Annotated in this window: 16 protein-coding genes; 1 reads left to right on the forward strand and 15 read right to left on the reverse strand. The window is 41.5% G+C overall.

What is annotated here, in order from left to right; translation table 11 throughout:
- Positions 1-39 precede the first annotated feature (39 nt).
- From PREMU_RS09940 to PREMU_RS09975, 7 genes are all read right to left on the reverse strand, one after another.
- Positions 40-447: a tetratricopeptide repeat protein gene (locus PREMU_RS09940; RefSeq protein WP_007575013.1), complete on the reverse strand. Its 408-nt coding sequence runs from the start codon at positions 445-447 to the stop codon at positions 40-42.
- Positions 448-474: 27 nt separating this feature from the next.
- Positions 475-684: a tetratricopeptide repeat protein gene (locus PREMU_RS09945; RefSeq protein WP_007575014.1), complete on the reverse strand. Its 210-nt coding sequence runs from the start codon at positions 682-684 to the stop codon at positions 475-477.
- A 319-nt stretch (positions 685-1,003) separates the two neighbouring features.
- Entirely contained in the window at positions 1,004-2,080 is a 1,077-nt protein-coding gene (locus PREMU_RS09955; RefSeq protein ID WP_007575016.1) for a hypothetical protein, read from the reverse strand.
- 21 nt (positions 2,081-2,101) lie between these two features.
- On the reverse strand, positions 2,102-3,559 hold the full coding sequence (locus tag PREMU_RS09960; RefSeq protein ID WP_007575018.1) for a hypothetical protein: 1,458 nt from the start codon (positions 3,557-3,559) through the stop codon (positions 2,102-2,104).
- Between the two features lie 35 nt (positions 3,560-3,594).
- Complete coding sequence (locus tag PREMU_RS09965) at positions 3,595-5,502, reverse strand: hypothetical protein (protein ID WP_007575020.1); 1,908 nt, start codon at positions 5,500-5,502, stop codon at positions 3,595-3,597.
- Positions 5,503-5,614: 112 nt separating this feature from the next.
- Positions 5,615-8,548 carry a UvrD-helicase domain-containing protein gene (locus PREMU_RS09970; RefSeq protein WP_007575022.1) on the reverse strand — a complete coding sequence of 978 codons (2,934 nt, stop codon included), beginning with the start codon at positions 8,546-8,548 and terminating at the stop codon, positions 5,615-5,617.
- Positions 8,545-11,250, reverse strand: coding sequence for a PD-(D/E)XK nuclease family protein (locus PREMU_RS09975; RefSeq protein ID WP_007575023.1), 2,706 nt, complete (start codon positions 11,248-11,250; stop codon positions 8,545-8,547). The genes PREMU_RS09970 and PREMU_RS09975 overlap by 4 nt, the downstream gene beginning before the upstream one ends.
- A gap of 112 nt (positions 11,251-11,362) precedes the next feature.
- Here PREMU_RS09975 and PREMU_RS09980 point away from each other — a divergent pair, with 112 nt between their 5' ends.
- Positions 11,363-12,388 (forward strand): helix-turn-helix transcriptional regulator, encoded by a 1,026-nt coding sequence (locus PREMU_RS09980; protein ID WP_007575025.1) that lies wholly within the window; start codon positions 11,363-11,365, stop codon positions 12,386-12,388.
- A gap of 57 nt (positions 12,389-12,445) precedes the next feature.
- Here PREMU_RS09980 and PREMU_RS14190 read toward each other — a convergent pair whose 3' ends face one another.
- The 8 genes from PREMU_RS14190 to PREMU_RS10015 all read right to left on the reverse strand — a co-directional run bounded on the left by PREMU_RS14190 (position 12,446) and on the right by PREMU_RS10015 (position 20,649).
- Positions 12,446-13,333: a tetratricopeptide repeat protein gene (locus PREMU_RS14190; protein WP_007575027.1), complete on the reverse strand. Its 888-nt coding sequence runs from the start codon at positions 13,331-13,333 to the stop codon at positions 12,446-12,448.
- Between the two features lie 21 nt (positions 13,334-13,354).
- The gene (locus tag PREMU_RS09990; RefSeq protein ID WP_007575029.1) at positions 13,355-14,416 is read right to left on the reverse strand and encodes a hypothetical protein; all 1,062 of its coding nucleotides are present in this window, start codon (positions 14,414-14,416) and stop codon (positions 13,355-13,357) included.
- Positions 14,417-14,721: 305 nt separating this feature from the next.
- Positions 14,722-14,892: a zf-TFIIB domain-containing protein gene (locus PREMU_RS14635; RefSeq protein ID WP_007575031.1), complete on the reverse strand. Its 171-nt coding sequence runs from the start codon at positions 14,890-14,892 to the stop codon at positions 14,722-14,724.
- A gap of 24 nt (positions 14,893-14,916) precedes the next feature.
- Positions 14,917-16,476 carry a tetratricopeptide repeat protein gene (locus PREMU_RS14195; RefSeq protein ID WP_007575033.1) on the reverse strand — a complete coding sequence of 520 codons (1,560 nt, stop codon included), beginning with the start codon at positions 16,474-16,476 and terminating at the stop codon, positions 14,917-14,919.
- A 27-nt stretch (positions 16,477-16,503) separates the two neighbouring features.
- The gene (locus tag PREMU_RS10000; protein ID WP_007575014.1) at positions 16,504-16,713 is read right to left on the reverse strand and encodes a tetratricopeptide repeat protein; all 210 of its coding nucleotides are present in this window, start codon (positions 16,711-16,713) and stop codon (positions 16,504-16,506) included.
- Positions 16,714-17,153: 440 nt separating this feature from the next.
- Positions 17,154-18,143 (reverse strand): AbiH family protein, encoded by a 990-nt coding sequence (locus tag PREMU_RS10005; protein WP_007575039.1) that lies wholly within the window; start codon positions 18,141-18,143, stop codon positions 17,154-17,156.
- Positions 18,144-18,181: 38 nt separating this feature from the next.
- Positions 18,182-18,958 (reverse strand): HNH endonuclease, encoded by a 777-nt coding sequence (locus PREMU_RS10010; protein WP_007575041.1) that lies wholly within the window; start codon positions 18,956-18,958, stop codon positions 18,182-18,184.
- Positions 18,959-19,038: 80 nt separating this feature from the next.
- A complete protein-coding gene (locus tag PREMU_RS10015) occupies positions 19,039-20,649 on the reverse strand; it encodes a hypothetical protein (RefSeq protein WP_007575043.1) in 1,611 nt (536 codons plus the stop codon).
- Between the last annotated feature and the right edge of the window lie 665 nt (positions 20,650-21,314).

The raw sequence follows: 21,314 nt of genomic DNA on the forward strand, positions 1-21,314 counted from the left end.
ATCATCCCGCTTCTGCTCAATGGGTAGATGATCGTTCTCTCAAAGTTCATCAATGATAGAGTTCCTCACTTCCGAATAGTCCGTATTCTTGACGATATGCTGTGCCGAGTTGATGGATAACTGACACAGCTGACTGTATACATTCGGATTCTCTGGACTCATTACACTTTTATGTAATCCATCCTGGGAAATATCAAAAGCCTTCTGATAGTCCTGTAAGTTGTAATAACATAGGGCAAGGCCATGGTAACCGTTGGCATACTTGCTGTCGGCCTTGATACTCTTAGCGAAGAAGATGATGGCATCGTCGTAATTGCTCTGCTTCGTCATCGCAACGCCTATGTTCGCAAGAGCAACGGCGTTATCCGGATGGTACTCCAAGACCTTATTGAAGTACTTCAGTGCATCCTCAGTATTCTTCTTCTCGTTGAGCAGCATGTTGCCCATGAGCAGCAACGCCCACAGATTCTTAGGCTAAAGACGTAATGCCTCAATGAGCTCATCATAGGCTTTGTCAACATCGTGAAAGGAGTTGAGGTCTACCTGAGCTGCCAAGCGCCACCCTTCGGATTCCTCCGGGCAGAGCTTGATGTATTCTTCCAGAAGTGGCCGTGCCTCTTCTAGTTGATTGTTGTTGAGAAGGTCAAGCGCCTTCTTCATTATATCTTTAGCGTTGTCACTCATTGTTCTTGGTTCTTACTAAAAACTCTCATTTTGCAAAGATAAGAAAATATTTTGGTCTAAAACAAGATTTTAGGCATTTGAATACATTTACATTTTATGGATTCGACTCATCACATCATCACCTTCTGCTAAAAGCCTATACGAAATATCATTAGACACCTTGATTGCCCTTACAACAAAACCGTTCAGAGGTTCGTCTTCATTGAGCACATAGAGATACTGGTTATTAATTAGATAGAACTTTACAATATCCGAACTAATCTCACTCATTATCTCTTCAAAACAATAATCACGTAAGCATACTACAAAGTTTCCATTACTATATGGTTTCAAAAGATTCATATAGTGTCTTACGATCTTCTGTATTATTCCAATAGAAATTTACATGGCCATTGGAAAAGTGCATAATAAAGTTATTGGGGCAAGATGGATCAGCTTTTTTGAACAAACCCAATTCTTTTGCTCTCGATATTTCAAATTTAACATCTCTACTCTTGATTGTTGCTTGATTACTCACTGTCTCTATACAACATATCTTAGATATATCTGGAATACCTGGTGAAACAGATAACTCTAATGTAAAAGAGCTATCTGTTTCATCTTTGCAAGATAAGCAAAATCTACCCTGGCGGTATGCCAAATCAAAGCATGTTCCTCTCAAGCACGAAATTGCTTGTAATAGTCGAGTTGCGATATCACAAGACATATTAATACAGCAATTTGCCTGAGCAGTAATAGGACTTCTCTCCGATATCAAAATTAGAAAATTATTCACATAGAAAGTAAGCATAGAATTCTTAATAGAATACCAAATATCCTCTTGAATTCCAAACATGCTATGCGAACAAAATTTAATTCCAAGTTCAAGCGTTCTTTTAAACTTATCGATATTAAGATTGGCAACATGTTGATAAAGATCCGTTCTTTCGTGTTTATGAATGTTCAAAACCTTATTATAAAAAAGATCTTTATCATCTGCCAAGAAATCCTTTTGAAAAAGTGTTGAATAAGCACGAATATAAGACAGTTCTTCACCTGTCACACCATCTACTATTCGAAAGCCAAATAATTCGACCTCAACGAAACGTAATATTTCGCAATGAAAAGTATCAACTACTCTTTGTAAATCTTCTACGAAGATACAGAATGCGAGCTTATTGTTATCGCAATGAGCTGATATTTTATATTCTACACGAAATTCACTATTACCATTGAGGATATATAAATGTACAGACCCAGAATCAAAGACAAAAGAAACCTTGTCTCCATAATAAAAACCTGTATCTTTTAGAGAGGGGTTTTTTCCTTCGGTTTCATGCGGCTTATTGAATGGAGATAGCAAATCTAAAGCGTGCTTAAGATCCTTCGTATGAATAGTAAAAGAAAATTTTTCCATAAAACCTTTTTGAATAACTTTTTAGAAATGATACGTGATCTTCCACATGCACCCCTTTCCTTGAGGATCAGACATCGGCATTTTCTGTTCATCGTCGAAGCGAAAGCGGTTTGTCGCTTCCGTTGTTATGTCCCTGACTTTAACCTCAATGTTCTTATCATTGCAAGACAGATGGATTCTGTTGATGGGATTCAGAACATAAGGGAATTTTCCTTCGTTGCACAGGTATGCACCATAACTATACATGGGAAGTTCTTTCACATTGAGGGCAATGCCATCCTCATGAGCAACAATGAAGTTTTCCTTATTCTCTTCGGTTAGGTTGACGGTCACATGGTCCATTAGACCATTTTTTGCTGCCTCAAAAGTATCCTTATCGACATTGAAGTATAGGGTATCTTTCTCTTCTTGATTTCTTTCATAAACGAGATCATCAATAACTTCATTCAAGCGATCAGAAATCTCTCGGTTAAGTACGACTCCAGAATGTCCCTTGCCCCAATCAAAGAAAGAAGTAACCTTCTCCTTCAACTGCTCTTCAGAGATAATCCCACCTTTCTCCAGAGGGGCCATACCATCAATAATGATGTTGGCATAGAAAGTCTTCCGACCATTACCAGACCAGTCTTTATCGGGAAGAGGATAACTGTTGATGATGCCATGGAGCACAATTCCCTTATGTTTGCCTCCAACACACATCATATAACACTCATCACCTGGAGAAAGTTGCATATAATCATATACACTCCAACTCAAGCCTACTTCCTTGCCCTGGTTATAGGCTTTAAGCAACTCATTGTAATCCTTCTTCTTGAAATTGGAAATTTCAGGATTCCAACGCATCAGGAAGGTCTTCAAGTCGGTACGAGGCTCTACCTCACCAAGCCACTGCAAATCAATCATGGCATCAAGTATCATCTCCACCTTCTCCTCATCGCTCCTGTCTTTCAATTCTGTCTGGAAGAACTTCGGAGCAAAGGCCATACTCCTACGTACACCAGGAAGTATCACGGTTTCTGAAGACGAAATGATCAGCTTCTTCAATGTCTCAGACGGTACAGTGTAAGCGTGCTTAGTGGCTTCTGCTGATAGGTCAGCCTCTTGAATAGTCGCATCATCAGAATCTGAAGATCCTTCTACCAGCATTTGAATTTTAGCTTTAGGATATTGCTTAGCAATGTATTTCAGACCATTATAGCACAAGTCAATATCATAACGTGATGTCACTTTGGGGAGGTTGACATACAACAGTCTCTCTGAAGTCCATACGGATATACCAGACAAACTATAAGCCGTAACATAGACACTACAGTCTATGTCCTTTGCATCCTTCGTATAAGCAGACAGTACTTTGACTGTCTGCTGTTTGCCATCAACAATGATGGTGAAGGCTTTGTCCACCAAACTATCCCAGTTTCTGTTTTGCAGACCGGAAATGAAGAAGCGAGTACCGCTGTCACTTAAATCAATTTGATTCATAAGCCCAATCTTATCTTCAACTTGCTAGTAATGCCTTAGCTCAATATTTCTTTGAGTTCATTAAACTTGTCCGGATTACCTCCCATTACATCCTTCCAGTAGAATGTCTCGAACTTGTTACGGTCAAACGATCCATTCTTCCGTTTGTAGACGATGAGCTGTTGCTTGTCGCAAAGCACAAGGATCTGAGCATTACCCCACCTTGCATAGGAACGACCTTGGGTGAAGTTAGCCTCAATCTCCTTGCTATTCTTCATGTAGAGCTTACACTCAAAGATAACCTTTGCTTCTACATCCTCACCCTGACCGGTGATATGAAGGCAGAAGTCTGGGCGTTTTGCCGAACCACGACCAGCCTTGAAGTGCACTTCTGGCTCATAATCCTCATGCTCCTTCCATCCCATGGAATTAAGCATCGGGCGAAGCAGAAAGTTGGAAACATCCTTCTCTAACTTAATGACAATGCCTTTAGGGAGTTCAGGGGCATACAGGTGTGGAAGCTTACTGATATCAAATCCTTTCTGCTGCCAGATGCTTAGAAGGTGGCGATAGTCCTCACCACTTACAGTCCATCCATTTACACCCTGAAAGTTCTTGTTGATGAGCTTTCCAACAGGAGAGTCTGGATTCTTAAAGAATTCATCAGCTTTCAGTTCATCCAGTGTAATATGAGGTACATCTATCTTATGTCCAGCATAAGTATTGGAGTATCCCCAGAAGAATGGATCAATAATACCATTTTCTTCTGCACGCCAGACAGCAGTGATAGCCTTTACTGGATACTTCTCATAGTGTATCAGAATATCACCCTTCTTTGTATCCGGATTTGACTGCCAGAAACGATAGGTAGCATTCTTCTCACCTTCACTGCTTGAACCACCGATCAACCAAGCCTGAGCAGGCTCAGGTAATGGAGTGGATTCATCATTTGCCCGTCTCTGTGCATAGTCATACATCAACGCACACAATTCTGCCGGTGACAAATCATTGTCAATACGGAACTGATATAATATACGGCAGAGCTGCATATAGTACATCACGTGTTCTCTCCATTTAGAGCGCTTAGGAGTCTCCGGCAAATCAAGGTCATATTTATCGAAGAAGCGCTGCAGGGCGATGAAGTTCGTGATGAAGAGATTGGGGATGAAGTACTCTGGAATCATTGCGTACAAGTTCAAACTGGCTATCATATTATAACCTAAACTTGTACGAAATGAAGGATCAATCACTTGCATCAAAGCTTCATAGAAATCTGCAGCTTCATCAATACTTGTGGGCAGATCTGTTACCGTTGTCTGTTCCGTCAAGGTATTGTAAAAAGAATCAAGGTCCTGACGAAAACCTTCTTTCTCCTTGTCGGTCCAGTTGTCGAAGTAGTGGGGAATGAACTTAGTAATAAGTTTCATCTGCTCATCAACAGATACATTCAGAGTTGCGGCTTTCTCAAACATGGGAATAGTCGTCTGTCCGCTTTTGCCATATTTATAATCATCCCAATTCTCAGGAATGATTACCTTGGCATTCGCCTTTTCTGGCAATGACCATGGCTCAGAAGGCTTAATCTCAGATAATGTGTACTCTACGACATACTGGGGCCATCTCTTACTATTGAAAAGAAGAACTGAAGGAATGAGATGAGGAGTTCCGTCCTCATTGTTGACAGCATTGCCATCTTTATCCAATTCTGACACCATATCAACTGATACGTTGATGTTTGCAATATTGGCAGTATAGTACTGCCCTTCAAGAGTCTTGATGATCATCTGATCATACGGGATAGCGATGGCAAGTTGATTTTCATCGAGCTCTACATTCCCCTCACTATCGGTCTCCACAAAGCGCTTGTAGGAGACCGGCACAGTTTCGACGGCTAAAGAAGTAACCTTACCGTCTTGGAAGTCCTTGATAACTTCATCTTGTGAAAAAACACGCAATACTTTCATAAGCTTTACTTAATTAATATCTGCTGCAAAGTTAAGAATAAATCGTTCAATCTAATTAAACAGAATAAATTTTATTCAATTTTCTATCAGTACAATAGAACTTTCTATCTATCTAAATTTTCACCACCATTCCACTGACGGGATAATAGACGTATCTTGCAAGGACCGTTTCACCAGCTGCTTCAAGAGCATGGGTGTAGCAGTCAAACTGTCCTTTATAGTTACCGGCATAGTGCTCACCAGGCTGCAGGGCCAACGCAGATTTTCCCGGGAAAGTTTTGTAGTCAACGAGGACACATCCTTTGGATGTCCTCCAAACCAAGTCCATATTGCCGGTAATAATTTGTCCATCGGCGAAATGCTTGAAAGGCAGTTCATGATAGGCCTTTATCGGCTTGCCGTACTGCTTGTTGAGCCAGTCTGTAAGATTCTGCCAAGCGACGAGAATGCCATTCCTATCGGGGAGTTGAACATTTTGATTCCATTCATTAATCACTTGAGTAATGAACTGATCTGCATCTTCCTTATGCCGGTCAAGGGAACAGAATATCTGATGGATACAACTACCAGTCTCAGCCATCTCATTGTCTCGAATCTTGCCTAGACGGATACGTGGAAGTTTTTCCGTCACCAGTTCGACAGCACCTGGCTTGGAGTCTGCCGAACTTGGCAGCACATCACGCTTTTCGGCTTGACATGCGTCCGCAGCAATCTTAATAGCCTTTTCATACTCGTGTGATGCGGGATAGGTCAACTCCGCCTGATGATTGTCTGCGAATTCTTCTATCTCTGACTCTATGATACGGAAGGAAATACCTGTATGCAGGCAGTCTATTGAAGTCTTTCCATCAGCATCTGTATCAACGGTTATGCCTGATGTCTCAAAACGTTGCAAAGGATGTTTCATTCGTGAACCGCTGAATACTGCAAAATAGAGATGTTCTTTGGCACGGGTAACTGCTACATAAAGCAGTCGCTTGTTCTCTTCTATCTCATTACGGAGCGTTATCTGATAACGTTTGGATGCAATGATCTTACGCTTGATATCTGTATTTTGAATGGTCTGTTTGGTTCCGTAAATCCACGGAAGCAGACTGATGGTCATGGGTGGATAGAGATTGACGCTACTGGGCTCAACCTCGTGAAAAGCGGAAACGCCATAGAAGTTCTTTTGAATCATCGTACGTTCCAGTACAGCGTCGTTCTGCAGCGACATAACGATGACATGGTTCCACTCCAAGCCCTTGGCTCCATGATAGGTGAAAAGCCTGATGCCATTGATATCTCCAGCCTGAACAGGAGGTTGGTTAGTGAGATACTGCATGAAGCCATCAATGGTTGACGGCAGTGTCATCTGCTGACAATGCTGTTCGTAGGTCTTGGCAGAGGCGATGATAGCATCAAAGTTAGAATATGCCACGGATGTCTTATCCCATTTACGGGAGAGATTCTTTAAATCAAACTCCAGTACAAGGGTCTCAACAAGTGTGGTCACAGACATATTATGGAGTTCGTCGTAACGACTCAGCAATTTTGCAACCATCGGTATATCGTCAAGGAAGTTGCCTTTATGCTCATCCTTGTTATCGTCAAAGAGAATCTTCTTGTCAATGATGCGGCCTATGCTATAGCCTTGTTCCGTGATATATGCTATTTCTGCCTTGGCCAACTGGTCACCCCGATTAGAGAGCAGGCGAAGCATTGCAAAGAGTAATGTTGTTTCTTTCGACTCAGCAATGGATCCACCATCTCGCATAACCGGTAATTTATAATCTGACAAATTACTGGCGAGTTCATCAAGCTCACCATTACTGCGTGCGAGCACTGCAAGTTCGGTCGGTTTAACTCCATGGGCAACAATATAAGCGATATCACGGGCCAAGTGAATGATATTACCTGTTTTGTCAGAGGCATTCAATCCACAATCAAGATAAGTCAGACAGTCATCATTCTCATTATCAAGCATCGGCTGACACGGCTTCAGCTCTATACGCGCTTTGGCTTCCGGAGTAAGGGCATTGAACGCCTTAACGAAAACGCTGTTGACTGTACGAACGATATTGGGCTGTGAGCGCCAGCACGTGTCAAGCGGTTTCTCCATCTTACAGCCGTTCTTTCCCTGACTGATAATATTCGACACTGCCTCCGTCAAGGCTGCATCGGTTCCACGGAAACCATAGATGGCTTGTTTAAAGTCACCGACAAAGTAGCTTTTCTCCATAAGGTCGGATAACTTGTCAAAGATCTGCACCTGCACGGGAGACGAATCCTGGAACTCATCCACAAATAGATACTTATAGGAACTGGATATATCGCTGCTTACCTCTTTCTTGTCGAGAAGTTCCAAAAAGTACTGTTCCATATCATTGAAGTCGAGCGTATGTTGCTCACGCTTGTAATCATGATATCTGCTCTTCCAGCGTGATGCAAGGCCGAACATGATTTTAATGAACTGCTCATGCATACTAATCGCCTTCGTGTCGTCATAGAGATCATGTACTTGCTTCACAGAAAAATCCTCACTTTGAGTAAAGTCCTTCACATTGAAGATGACAGACTTCTCCACGATCTTCGTCAGATAATTCTTCCAATAATCATAGTCGGAAATATATCCGAAGCCATAATCCTTTCGCCGTTGTATATCGAATTCTTGTCGGAAGTCATTGAGGAAACGTATCTCTTCATCCGTAGGAAGGTCTGCAAGTGACTGGCTGATGAAGAAGTTGACATCATTCTCATCCATGACTTTCAGCTGTGGACTCAGACCAAGTATATACCAGTATTTACTTACCATCTTGTAAGCTATACTGTGAACAGTACCGATTTCAGCAAGATCAAGTCGTCCCGCTTCATCAAAGCGATACTCCTCATTGAGCGCGGCCTTGGCACGCTCACGGAACTCAGTTGCTGCCTTGTCGGTGAACGTAGTAAGGATCACTTCCTCTGGCTTGACATCACCTTTTATTATATGATCTGCCAGACGATGGGTCAGCGTATAGGTCTTGCCGGATCCTGCGCCGGCACTGATATAATTGATATTCTTCATTTTGCTATTCCTTTCAAAAGTCCGTTGTCACTGAATCCGTTTCCGTATTTATTGTTACCATTATCGGCGGAAAGCGGAAGAAGATGCTTGTCTTCCATATCTTTGCCATATAGGAGAGCCTCCACAGCTTGTCCTTCACCAACCTCTATGCTGCCTTCAGTTATCTGCTGGCGGCGATAGGCATAGGAGTTGCGGAGCATATCAATAGTGGAGTCTGCCGGAGCATTCTCATTTAACTCTACCAATTCGAACTCATCGCATGGAGCGAAATCATAGGTGGAATAGAGTTTTCCGCGCGGCATCAGGAAATAGCCTTCCGCCACAACATTCGGATTGATCTCCTTTCTGACGAGCTCGGCATAGAGTGCCAACTGAATGGAGCGTTTCTCCTGCAGTGTATAGATATATCCATCGGAACGGCTCCACTTGAAGTCGAAGATATATTGTCCGTCATTAGCGTCCGCCAGTCTCATGTCGAGGAATCCGATAATATTGATGTTTGGGGCAAACCTCATATTCTCACTATAGATCTTCTTTTCACAAGCCACCACATGTAGATTGTTTATCTGGATGATATGCAAGAGTCGAAGAATGCAGCGGCGGAGCTGGTCCTTGAGAATCTTTGCCTCCACACGGTTCTCACTCTGCAAAAGAATAGCTCCCTCAGCGAGGATGGTATCATTGAATACCTTGTCGTAGCTACTCTTTACCTGTGCGGTGATATAGTCATACGTACCACTTTCCGGGACATCATTATGATGATCAAAGAGTGTGGCAATGACAGCATGTGCGACATTACCTTTCGTACGGCTGACATCATTCATCTCCGCCAAGCCCGTAGCATCAATATGGAGAAGGTTGTTGATGACATAGTCGGCGGGATTCTGAATCAATGTGCCCAAGGAAGTGGCGCTCTCGGTTGTAGGCCATTTCAACTTGTTCCCATGTTCAATAGTGAACTCGGTATTCTCAGGCAGTCCGTTCTCCACTTTGTTGACATCAACCTTCAACTCCTCAGGAATAGAAGGTGTTAGCGTCAAAGGCTCCTTAGCTACATTCTTGAACGTGTTTTCTAATTGGATGATGAAGGGATGCTTAGGCAAGGCCTGTGTTCCGTCACTTTCGCAGGCTACAAGTATGAGTTGTTTATCTGTAAACAGGAAGGGCAGTAACTGCATGGCATTATTATACCTGCGCTCATTCTCTTCAGACCAGATATTCAGTTCAGGCATCTCTGACTTTTCTCTTGGCGAGAGGAAAGAATAAGATGGTTTCACAGGATCTGTGCCATTAAAGTTCATCCATACTGTTGATTGGCAATGTGAGATCATCTTTCCCGGAGAAGAGATAACATTGCGGCAGCCTTTCTGAGCTTCATACTGTACGAATGAAGATGGTGTATAGAGACTGCTCATCCAGCCTTGCAAGCGATTGTAGGAGATGGCATTGCCGATATGGCTGTCTGACAGCAACAAGCCGATAGCCTCTGCCTGATGCGAGGCTACTGATACCTGCGCCGCCTCGATTGACTTTCCTTGAGACTGCAGTAAGACAACACGCTGTCGAAGCCATGAACTGACTGCCGTATTGAAGTCTTTCAGTTCTTCAACATTAACGACATTCGCTTCGGCCAGGACGTCGTCCGGCGTTTTCAATGGAGGCAGAAAAGCATCGAGAGTGTCCTTCAATTTCTCATCTTTCTTGGTGAGGTCTTCATATATTTTACGGCAGTCGTCATTGTAGTATCCACCAGTACGAACAATCGTATCTACAAATTCTTTGCGAGTTGACCAAGGTATAGGGCTGACGGGAAGTTGCAGCCAAGCCAGGAGGTTGTTGAGGTTCAATGGCTTCTGGAACATGCCTAGACCGATGATATAGATCTGCGATAAGAGTGGGAAGCTATTGGAAAGTATAGAACCTGCTACCGGTTGTCCTTCCATATAGAGCATATTGTCCATAGTCTTGTTATCAGCATTGATCCACACATCGAAGTGATCCATGTCCTTTAGTGACATTCTTAGCAAGGCATCCTGAATCGTGGGGAAAGAATAGATTTTGAAGGAACCATCCCCTTTAAGCTTGTCATCAGAGCATAATCCTTCTGAGAGAAGAGACTTTACGGTGTTGAGATCGCTTTCATTCTCCGTTTTAGGAACTGATATCGTCTGAATTTTCACGCCTCTTTCCTCCAGCGCATCCAACAAGGACTGGGTCATTGGATGCAGAAGAGTCTTGTTGCAAGGGAGAATGATTTCCATATCCTCAGGCAACGTACAACCGCTCTTAATGTGCTTGATAGTTGTCAGCATGTGTTCTCCCAGACCGGGACTGTCGAAAAAAGCTTCGATACCGCTAAGGACCTCTATTCTTCCTCTCGAGCTTTTCTGGCTGCTTGACCAGCCAGCCATTACGAGGAGGTCGCGCCAATGAAGACATGCACGGGCTGTGCTGAGTCCGTCATTGTCAAAAGAGTCACTGAGTTCATTCTTGGGGTGCTTCGACATGTATTCTGTCATGGCACTGAAGTATTTGACTACGCGGGTGGCTTCGTCATCCTGTACCCAATGGTAACCTCCGTGAAGCTCCAATAGGTTAAGAAGTCCGTCGACATTGACAACGTCAGTGTCAAAGAATACACTTTCCTTCTCTGCATTTAAATAGCAGTATCCGGAATATTCTGGGCTGAAATAGATTCTCATTATTTTTTTAGTCTTAATATATTTATCTTTTCTTCTGCAAATTTAGCAAATTATTGTTCAATCTATTCAAACAGATAGAAATAATTTCGTATTTTTGCAAAAAATATTTGTTATGCCACAATCAAAAGAGTTTTCCCAAAGGGAAATGATTATAGACCGACTGCTTTCTGGCGGTAACGAGTACACTGGCGAGCAGTTGATGAATGCCGTTAATCGAGAACTGGATAAGCGCGGTATGCAGAATATTCATTCCCGAGCTACCTTCGCTGCCGACATCAATGAGATCAACAGCAAATGGTGGTACAGAAAGGGTAAGGACGTTATAAGAAGAGAGCGTCGTGGCCGACAATTCGTCTACTATTATTCTGAACCAGGATTCTCAATCTTCAAAAGGGGACTGTCGAAAGAGGATATAGCTGCCATTCATAACATGATTTCAACCTTCCGGCGCTTCAAGGGAATGCCACAGTTCCCGTGGTTGGAACAGCTTGAAGTAAGGTTCGATCAGGCTGTACTTGCTGACGATTCTACGACTGTGGCTTTCGATGACTCGTATAACGAGAATGCGATGAAACCTTTCGAGGCTCTTCTGAATGCCATCACAAAACGACAGGTTATTGACATTGACTACAGACGATTTGCAGACGGTAAGCCGACAAGCAATATCATCAGTCCCTATTATCTGAAGCAATATGGATTGCGTTGGTACCTCTTGGCATCCTACAAGGGAAAGCCAGACATCTATACCTTTGCACTGGACAGAATTCATGGTGTAGAGGTTAAGCCGGACGAGACTTACCAGGCAACCAATGTTGACTTCAATCATTACTTTGACAACATCATCGGTGTCACTAACTATTCCGACCAGCCTATAGAGCATATCGAGATATGGGTATCCTCATCTGAGCTCCCCTATATCCTCACTAAGCCTCTTCATCATACCCAACAGCTTGTCTCGGAGAACGAGGAAGGTGCCATCATCTCTATAGACGTGAGTTGGAATTATGAACTGGAGCAGACAATCTTTGCTTATGGCGATGACCTGGAGGTGATGAAGCCCGTCAGTCTGAGGAGGAAACTCAAATCTCGCGTAGAAAGACTGTTGGCTATCTATCAGTCTGAAAGACCTGGCGAATGATTTCCTCTTCAAGGAGCAACTTCACCCTTTCAACTGAGTTGCTCCTTGAATATTCATCTATAATGTTTTATACCCTGTATACTCTTTTGCCCAATTCATCTCCGGCATTTCATCCAGCAGTACCCTGCGTACTTCTTCTTCTTGCTTGATCGTACGATTCAGCATCTTCTTTACCATGAAATTGCCTTCTTGCACCTGTTTCATGAAACCGATCTCTGCTTTCTGATAGTACCTCAGCGCCTCATAGATATCTTCATCTACTCCGATACCCTTTTGATAACATTCTCCAAGACGGAACCAAACGTCCGGGGTTTCGTTGGCGATGTAGAAGGAACCTTCACCATCCTCATCATCATTTTTCTGACGAGCTTTCATAATGCGCTCAGCCTGTTGATAGCAACGGAAAGCTGTCTTTTCATCCTTTGTGACGAAGTATCCATTACGATACATATCTCCTAACTTGTAAATGGCATTCGGACTCTTCGTGAGTAATACACTTTTTGAGAAGTACTTGTAGGCCTTCTCATAGTCAGGTTTCCCTGTTCGCCCGTAGTAGTAGATATAACCAAGACAATCCGGGGCATACGATTGGCCGAGAGAGTCGGCCATCAGGAAATATTTCTCAGCCTTCTGAAAGTCCTGCACACCGATACGTCCGTTGTAATACAGCGATCCATAATTCAGAATCATGTTAGGATCCTCATCTTCTATAGCGATACCATAGGTGTAATGGGCCAGTTTCTGAAGCTCAATGGGAATAGGTTTTGTCTCATCGGAGAAGATAAGGTTCTCTACGGTATTGGTGATGTCATCATCATTTCCCACTTCGAGATCTTGAATGACATTCTTCAGCGCGTCTCCATCCCAGCCAGCTTCAATACAGTATTGTGTCTTCAGAACAGGCTTAGCCAACTTGAGAAACTCTTGAACATTAATCTTATCCATAGTTTTTGAAATTAAATGTTATTACCAAGGAAAATATTTATACATGACTTCTGGATCTTTTGCAAACCAAATAAATATCTCTGAAGCAGTCTTCTCCAGTCTTACCATCATAACGTCTTCATGTTTATACCACTTTACGTTCTGACTGCCACTCTCGTATTCATATCGTTCCAAGAGACTTTCTACCACATCATCATAGCTGTAACGACTTCTACCTAACTTTACCTTAATCGCAACCAGTTTGTCATTGGAATCGAATTCGTAATAGTAGTCTCCCTTGTGACCTGAGGAATAATTTACTCCATCGAAGCCACCAACAGATGGGCCCATTTGATAATATTCGTCATTTGCAGACATGACCTCTTTTTTTGTTGCGCCTAATTTCTCCAAGACAAAACCATAAGCTGACGTCTTTGGAGATACAATTACGAGACAGGAATCATTATAATCTCGACCATCCAATGTCTGCTTCAGGTAGAGCTTAGTTTCTCCGACATGCACTGCATTCAAGGTTGCTTCAGTTCCATTAACCGATATAGTAGAGACGAATGGATCGCTGATACTCAACTGAACAGATCCTAATGGCTTATCCGTATCAATGAGTTTGCTGGCCCCATATTTGATATTGATTGTATCACTCATGAAATGGATGCGCTGTGACTCAACACTACTGGAGACCTTCTGAAGTTTAATGGTTATCGACATGTCACTTTCATCAAGGGTGCCTCCAACCCGAACCGTCAAATTCGACGCATCCCCAGAAACAAGTGTATAAATGTACATAGGCTCATCCGTCTCAGCGTAGTAAGTGTAAATTTTACCATCCTGAATCTTGTAAGCATCCTCCATATAGAAGCCAGTACTGCAAGTTCCGTTACTATTGAAAGTAAGTACAGCACCCTTTTTGAAAGACTTGAAACTGTCGCCGTCGACCTCAGTAATCATCCAAGATCCGACAACATTGTCAGCCGTAAAAGACTGAATGGAATCGGAGGGACCATTGTCATCACTTCCACATGATGAAAGAAGTCCCAGTGTCAATGTCGCTGCTATAAGCAGCATGAAAGAAAATACTTTTCTCATAATCAGTGAACAGATTTAATTGTTATACATTGCCGTTACTTTTAAATAACACTGCAAAGATAACTACCATCTGTTCAACTGAATTAAACGGATAAAATTATTTCTTAGCTTGTCTGCCGGAAATCGGAAATGGTGACTACGTATGTTAGTCACCATTTCTTTCCTTTAGATTACCTTTACTTATTTCCAGTAAGAGATAATCTTATCTGCCAGGGCCTTGTTTCTTAGGATAATTGAATTTTCATCCCATGACGTGATGCCTCTGGTGATAATAGAACTGGTCTGAAGTTCTGCTACATTATCTTTCAAGAAAGAGCTATCTCGTTCTTCTCATTATAAACTAAGACAATAACAGCATCGGAAAATGTATCAAACCAATACTTCTGACAATGATCGCAATACGGTACTTTACCATCGTCACCTGCTTCCCTTAATGAAAGTTTGGCCCCACAATTAGGACAATATTTGTATCTCATATTTTAGACATTGCTTTACTACTTTTAATGTTTCTGATTGTACTTCTTCAATGCCATTTCATACGCCTTGGTGTAGGGTAGGCCGATTTCGGAGAGCAGTTTCGGGAAGGCACGGGCCATGCTGACATAGTAGAAGGCGATGACTTGATAGCCATTGAGCTTCTGCTTATCAGAGACATAGTGGACGGTGTATTCCTTACTTGGGTTGATGCCACCGAGTCCGAGACGGGCACACTCCATGGCAAGCTGCTGGGTTCCCTTAGGACCGATCTTGTCACAATGATCCATGGCGACCTCCATGTACATGGACATCATGAGCGTCTCTTGAGGATCAGCACCGTCCTGATGCTCCAAAGAATAGCGGGCATTCTGAATATCCGCATAGTCATCACGATGCTCATCGTTGTTCTGCTGTTGCTTCTTCTCATATTCGCCCATGAACTTATGCTCGTCCTGAATGGTGACATAATCGGACATACCGAAGGTGTCGGCGAAGTACTGAACCAAGTCGTACTCTTCACCTGGACCGAAGCCCTTGGCATACTCTCGGTATTCATCATACAGATCCTTGGCGATGTTGGCTTCATCCTTAGAGGCATGATAGCGGTTAAGCAAGTTGATGCCATAAAACTGACGGAAGTGAAGCGACTTACAGACGTTCATGCATTTGTTTATGTGACTAACCTCCTTCGGGAAAGTACGAGTAACCTCGGGTTGAGCAGCATTGATATCGTCTTGTTCCTCTGCCAAGAGGGAAAGAAGTTGGACTGGGCGCAACTGTGGATAGTGGGTGTATATTAAGTCTTCCACGAATATATCAAGCGGACAGTTCAGTATCTGCATGGCGATCACGTTACAGATCTGTTGCTCGAATTCTTCCTGTTGCTCTTTTGCCTGGTCTTTGAACAGGTTGTTGTAGAAGGCATGATACCTAGCTATGAATTTCCTCTTCTGCTTATTGGTCTGAGTATATACTTTGCCTTTTCCCTCTTTGGTGTTCCGCTGCAGCAGCTTCAGGTGCATAAGTTCATGAATACAAAGATGGTCATAGTATGGCTTCTCCGGATTATACAGAATGACATGCTTCAACTGACCATGGATCGGACCATACACCAACTCGGCAGAAACAGGCAACGAATCATCCCGCTTCTGCTCAATGGGTAGATGATCGTTCTTCTCAAGTTCATCAATGATAGAGTTCCTCACTTCCGAATAGTCCGTATTCTTGACGATATGCTGTGCCGAGTTGATGGATAACTGACACAGCTGACTGTATACATTCGGATTCTCTGGACTCATTACACTTTTATGTAATCCATCCTGGGAAATATCAAAAGCCTTCTGATAGTCCTGTAAGTTGTAATAACATAGGGCAAGGCCATGGTAACCGTTGGCATACTTGCTGTCGGCCTTGATACTCTTAGCGAAGAAGATGATGGCATCGTCGTAATTGCTCTGCTTCGTCATCGCAACGCCTATGTTCGCAAGAGCAACGGCGTTATCCGGATGGTACTCCAAGACCTTATTGAAGTACTTCAGTGCATCCTCAGTATTCTTCTTCTCGTTGAGCAGCATGTTGCCCATGAGCAGCAACGCCCACAGATTCTTAGGCTAAAGACGTAATGCCTCAATGAGCTCATCATAGGCTTTGTCAACATCGTGAAAGGAGTTGAGGTCTACCTGAGCTGCCAAGCGCCACCCTTCGGATTCCTCCGGGCAGAGCTTGATGTATTCTTCCAGAAGTGGCCGTGCCTCTTCTAGTTGATTGTTGTTGAGAAGGTCAAGCGCCTTCTTCATTATATCTTTAGCGTTGTCACTCATTGTTCATTCCTACTTGACTTTGCAAAGATAAGAAAAAAAATTGATGGAATCGTGATTACTCCTAAATATTATGAACCATAATTTACATGAACTAAAACTATCTATGGGACCGCCCTAATCGACTTTTATTACTCTTATAATAAAATGTGCACAATTGGCCGTTGTGAGAAACTAAAGATATGCTTACCTTTGCACACGGAAACCTACCTGTAGGCGGTCAACTGTTCTGCACGAACTTCGTCCCTCAATGCGCGCGCATCTCTGAGGTGTCCTTACGAAAGCTAACAGCCCGCCTGCTTGAATCAGCGAGTGTGAGAATGCTGCACGAATCTGGCTATACGACGTGCCTGCACGAATTTGATGCCCCTGTACGATCCCTCATTCTCCACTTGCTGAAGGTTTCCTTTCCATGATGCCAATTTTAATACTTTGGGGGACTTTTACTTCTTTATATCTCTCATTTCATATATTTGATCTATGAAATTTGTAAATTCTCCTCTTTGCTTTGAATTATCATCCTCAAGATCTGAAGTGTAAAAACACTGATATTGATTAATTCTGTCAAGTATAGAAATTACACTAATTCCTTGCATTTCTATATTATCCTTAATTTGTTGTTCATCATTTTCGTTCTTACATATTATTGTAAGATTCTTGTTAAATGATTCTCCAGTCTCAGCTAACATCTCAAAATAAGATTTGAAATGTTTAAAATCCATAGGATTCATAGAATGACCAAAAATTATAACCCAATTTGCGGCATTCAGCATTCTAACAAAATGATTAGACTCATGAATCATATTATATTTCAAGACAAATGTTGTGTTAGGATTAACTTTAGATGTCATATTGTAATTATCGCAACCAAGCACAATGTTTCTTTTATCTAAGGAACCGTGAATATGGGTAATTTTATTTCTGTTCTTATCTTTCATGAAAGAGAATCCTAACTTATCTAGCAGCTTCTTAATGGAAGTGTAATTAAAAGAGAAAATATCAAATGTACCCGTATATTTATTGTAGGAAGATGCGGCCCATAATTTTAAGATCTCTGCTGCCACACTATCTTTTTTAACATCTCGTTTCTCCTCTTCTTCAAATAGATAATTTGCAAGAGAAACTCTAAGATCGTTGAAAAAGTTTCTCTCTATTTTTACTTTTTCTTCAGAGTAGCCAATCGTCTTCTCATTCAAAAACCATGAATAGATTATTTCTTCTATATTGAACCACTGTTTCTGTGATTGTGATGCTTCGTATAGAAGTTCAGATAAATCGATGGCAAAATCTTCTCCGAACTTATTTACATTGTCGTGATTCTTGTTTACTAAGTTTTTAAAATAATCACTCTCACTATAGTTTGTATAACTAGTCTGCAAATTGAGGTCTAGATCAAATCCATTGCCCACTACAAGTAAAATTCTTTCGTCCATATCTTCATTATTTTATTAGCTGTAAATATTATGAAACTTTATCTTCCAAAGATTACATCACGATGATACTCTAAAAAATTTTTATTGGGAAAATACTTCTCTGGCATCAAGAGCTTCTTGCCATCTATGGACTCAAAGAAATCCGCATAATATGTCTTACCTACATTTTCCTTGATTCTCATGGAAAGGATGACCTTATAATCATCTGTAAAGGTGATAAGACCTTGATCGAAAGCTTTATCATAGAGAGCTGATAAGCAGATGCCGTTTTCTGGATTCAATCTAGTTTCCTTCTTGACTGCCCAAGGAATGATGTGGCTGGCAATAAGAAGTTCAGGGATGTCAATGCCGGTTAGAGCACATTTTCCATCATAATTAGCCAAAACAATTCTACGGAATACATCTTGATTCACACGTTGCCTAATCTCTGATATTCTTTCCTCTCCTACGATATCAGCGGGAATCTCATCGAGTTGTTTCTTGTATACGATCTCTATTGTCGTATGTTCATATCGCGCCAACGCCTTTTCTGTTTCAAAGACAAATTTTTCTCTGTTAGCAGTAAACTCATCCCAATACGGCTGACATTGTTTCTTTCCGCCTTGCATGCCTTTAATTCCTCTAGCTTGTAAAATCGGGTCGCAAGAAGCAAAGTTTACTAAACGCAAAGCAACTGAGTTAGCAGATCTCCCAATAAGATCGGCGATATGCTTCACATTTGGATTTGTGCTATACATTTTCCCAAATGGTGTCTTTAGATAGAGGTTGAAGACGACAAGATACTCTCCACGTGTCCATAACTTTCGCTCTGCCATATTTATTATTATTACTTACCTACTCTTAGGTTCAACAATCCATAAACTTTATCCTTTCCGTCAATCATAAGATGGCGTACCTAAGGTAGATTGTTCGGAAGAGCCAAGGCATTTTCCGAACGCTGGGAGCGAATTGAGAATATCAGCTTTTCCCAAATATATTCACAATAAGTATCCTTATCATAGTAATCCCATGTTGAACTATCTTGAGGGTCAGTGCAAACCAATACTAATTTCGCTTGATAGGGAGAGAGACCTTGTCCTGTTCCATCGAAACAGAAATAGTTTATTATTGGTTTGAGATATTCTTTACTTTTTTCTTCGGACAGAAAGGACACGAAAGGACAGTTCAGATCGGAAGTCTTCACATCTTCACTAATGATATTAGCAAGACGCTTATTCCAGTAATCCTGTACCATTGAGTCCAATGGATTTATTTTCAATGCCTTCCGATAAATATCATTAAGAGTTGTTATAGCATTCATCATGCCAATTCTTGAAGTGGTATTTATGATGGATGGAGGTGCCGACCTTCTTGATTTTATTGATATTCCTATTCCATTAATAAATACATCCGCTTTATAGTTTGACGGAGCCTTGGTTACATTAGCATTTTGGCACAATGCGAGAAGTATTGAAGGATTGGAGCCAAGATTATCCCAGTGTGTCTCTTGCATTATTTCCTCTGAAAAATCATTGTAACATTCAGAAGGTGTATTGCCTAATACAGAAATCTGAGTCATCTCACCATTGAGATTTATAGACTGATGATGCATTCTGCACCGTATTAAATAAATTTTTATCAGTATTTCGTCTCTTTCTTCATTATTATTGCTCTTTATCTTTGTAATTTCTTCCTTATACTTATTGATATAATATTTTACAGTTGAATCAGCTGTACTCATTCCTTTGATTCGGATATGAAGAGCACCTTTGAACCGATTGTTTCTCAGACGCACCCATGGCTTAATTTTCGGATCAAATTCATTTGAGTAAGGGGTATACCCCCTTGGCATTCCTTTATTATCTCGCAACGAAAACACCAAGTGGTCATAAATAACTTTTATATAATCCTTCTTTCCAAAGATATTCCAAGTCGTAGTATCCACAGGATCTCTATAGTCTAAGATATAATCACAGCCATTGTCACCGTCAGTTATATCTTTAACATCTGTAAGAGAATTAAAAGCAATCCAAGTAAACAGCTTCTCTAATTCCTTACGATGATTGCGAAATGGATAATTTTCATCATCCATAGACACATCTTCGCTAATAATACCGAGAGTTCTCAACTCCCAATACCTATCGACGATATCATCAAGTATTTTTATATCAACGCCTGCTTTTTGGCATATTGTACAAAACTTTGCCCTATTGGTATGGTTAATAAGAGCACGAGTGTTGTCACTAAGACTCCTTATTTGGACTCTTTTCCCATTTATTTCGATATTCCATCTTAGATTCTTAGAAGAGTGAGGAAAGTTAATAACTTTAAGATATCGAATACACTGATTGTAATCTATCTCTTCGAGCCTCGGCACATTCTTTGCACTCATGAAATCATGACCAAGGAAACTTAAGGAATTTATCTTAAATTCATGATTCCCGGTCTTGACTAAATGTTTTCTTAACTCCAAGAGTTTTACCAGAACAATAGGCAAATCTCCTTTTAAAATGTCTTCACGCTTCATAAAGCTTAACTACTGAATCAAATTACCTGTAATAACATCTATTTTTTCGAGCTGTACGGTTGAAAATCCCATCATCCAACCATACGATAGCTGATTTTCTGTTTTGTGATCCATTCTTCGATTTCTCCGTTAATCATTGACGCGGTAATTACGGCAAGTGCACTGCTCCCTTTTTCTGACCATGCCATGCCGTTGTGCTTTTGGCGCATTGCCACGACTAAGTCATTAGCTTTCTCTACACGGTTACTTGAAATTCGGAGTTTCAATTCATGGCGCAACGCATAGCATGTTAAGTTGGGGGACTTGCGACATATATAATCTTTGAGTTCTTCTATCTTCTTCGAATTCCTGACTTGAGATTTCTTGGCGCATAAGATATTTCCAGTGGGTATAAATTGACGAAAAGAACCTATCTTTGTGTTGCTGGCACTGCTTTTTATTGTTACCTTTGCATCATGAAACAGCAGAACGACGCATTAATTACATTGGCAAGTTTCCTTTTTGCCTCCAGGTGTACTCGATTACTTTTGACGTAGCAAACGTTAAAAAGACATTGGATAATGAAGACAAGGTCTTCAAAAAGAAGTTGCATGTTTATTTTAAAGAAACGGGATTAACCGAACTCCGGAACATGAGCGATGCTACAAGCAACGGCTACACAGCCG

It is taken from the genome of Hallella multisaccharivorax DSM 17128 (assembly GCF_000218235.1).
Taxonomy (GTDB): domain Bacteria; phylum Bacteroidota; class Bacteroidia; order Bacteroidales; family Bacteroidaceae; genus Prevotella; species Prevotella multisaccharivorax.

What these genes read in the sequence shown, in the direction of transcription:
- PREMU_RS10005 (WP_007575039.1), bottom strand. Translation starts at nt 18,143, where the DNA reads ATGGACGAAAGAATTTTACTTGTAGTGGGCAATGGATTTGATCTAGAC.
- PREMU_RS09960 (WP_007575018.1), bottom strand. Translation starts at nt 3,559, where the DNA reads ATGAATCAAATTGATTTAAGTGACAGCGGTACTCGCTTCTTCATTTCC.
- PREMU_RS09965 (WP_007575020.1), bottom strand. Translation starts at nt 5,502, where the DNA reads ATGAAAGTATTGCGTGTTTTTTCACAAGATGAAGTTATCAAGGACTTC.
- PREMU_RS09970 (WP_007575022.1), bottom strand. Translation starts at nt 8,548, where the DNA reads ATGAAGAATATCAATTATATCAGTGCCGGCGCAGGATCCGGCAAGACC.
- PREMU_RS09990 (WP_007575029.1), bottom strand. Translation starts at nt 14,416, where the DNA reads ATGAGAAAAGTATTTTCTTTCATGCTGCTTATAGCAGCGACATTGACA.
- PREMU_RS14195 (WP_007575033.1), bottom strand. Translation starts at nt 16,476, where the DNA reads ATGGGCAACATGCTGCTCAACGAGAAGAAGAATACTGAGGATGCACTG.
- PREMU_RS10010 (WP_007575041.1), bottom strand. Translation starts at nt 18,958, where the DNA reads ATGGCAGAGCGAAAGTTATGGACACGTGGAGAGTATCTTGTCGTCTTC.
- PREMU_RS09980 (WP_007575025.1), top strand. Translation starts at nt 11,363, where the DNA reads ATGCCACAATCAAAAGAGTTTTCCCAAAGGGAAATGATTATAGACCGA.
- PREMU_RS09940 (WP_007575013.1), bottom strand. Translation starts at nt 447, where the DNA reads ATGGGCAACATGCTGCTCAACGAGAAGAAGAATACTGAGGATGCACTG.
- PREMU_RS14635 (WP_007575031.1), bottom strand. Translation starts at nt 14,892, where the DNA reads ATGAGATACAAATATTGTCCTAATTGTGGGGCCAAACTTTCATTAAGG.
- PREMU_RS09945 (WP_007575014.1), bottom strand. Translation starts at nt 684, where the DNA reads ATGAGTGACAACGCTAAAGATATAATGAAGAAGGCGCTTGACCTTCTC.
- PREMU_RS09975 (WP_007575023.1), bottom strand. Translation starts at nt 11,250, where the DNA reads ATGAGAATCTATTTCAGCCCAGAATATTCCGGATACTGCTATTTAAAT.
- PREMU_RS14190 (WP_007575027.1), bottom strand. Translation starts at nt 13,333, where the DNA reads ATGGATAAGATTAATGTTCAAGAGTTTCTCAAGTTGGCTAAGCCTGTT.
- PREMU_RS09955 (WP_007575016.1), bottom strand. Translation starts at nt 2,080, where the DNA reads ATGGAAAAATTTTCTTTTACTATTCATACGAAGGATCTTAAGCACGCT.
- PREMU_RS10015 (WP_007575043.1), bottom strand. Translation starts at nt 20,649, where the DNA reads ATGAAGCGTGAAGACATTTTAAAAGGAGATTTGCCTATTGTTCTGGTA.
- PREMU_RS10000 (WP_007575014.1), bottom strand. Translation starts at nt 16,713, where the DNA reads ATGAGTGACAACGCTAAAGATATAATGAAGAAGGCGCTTGACCTTCTC.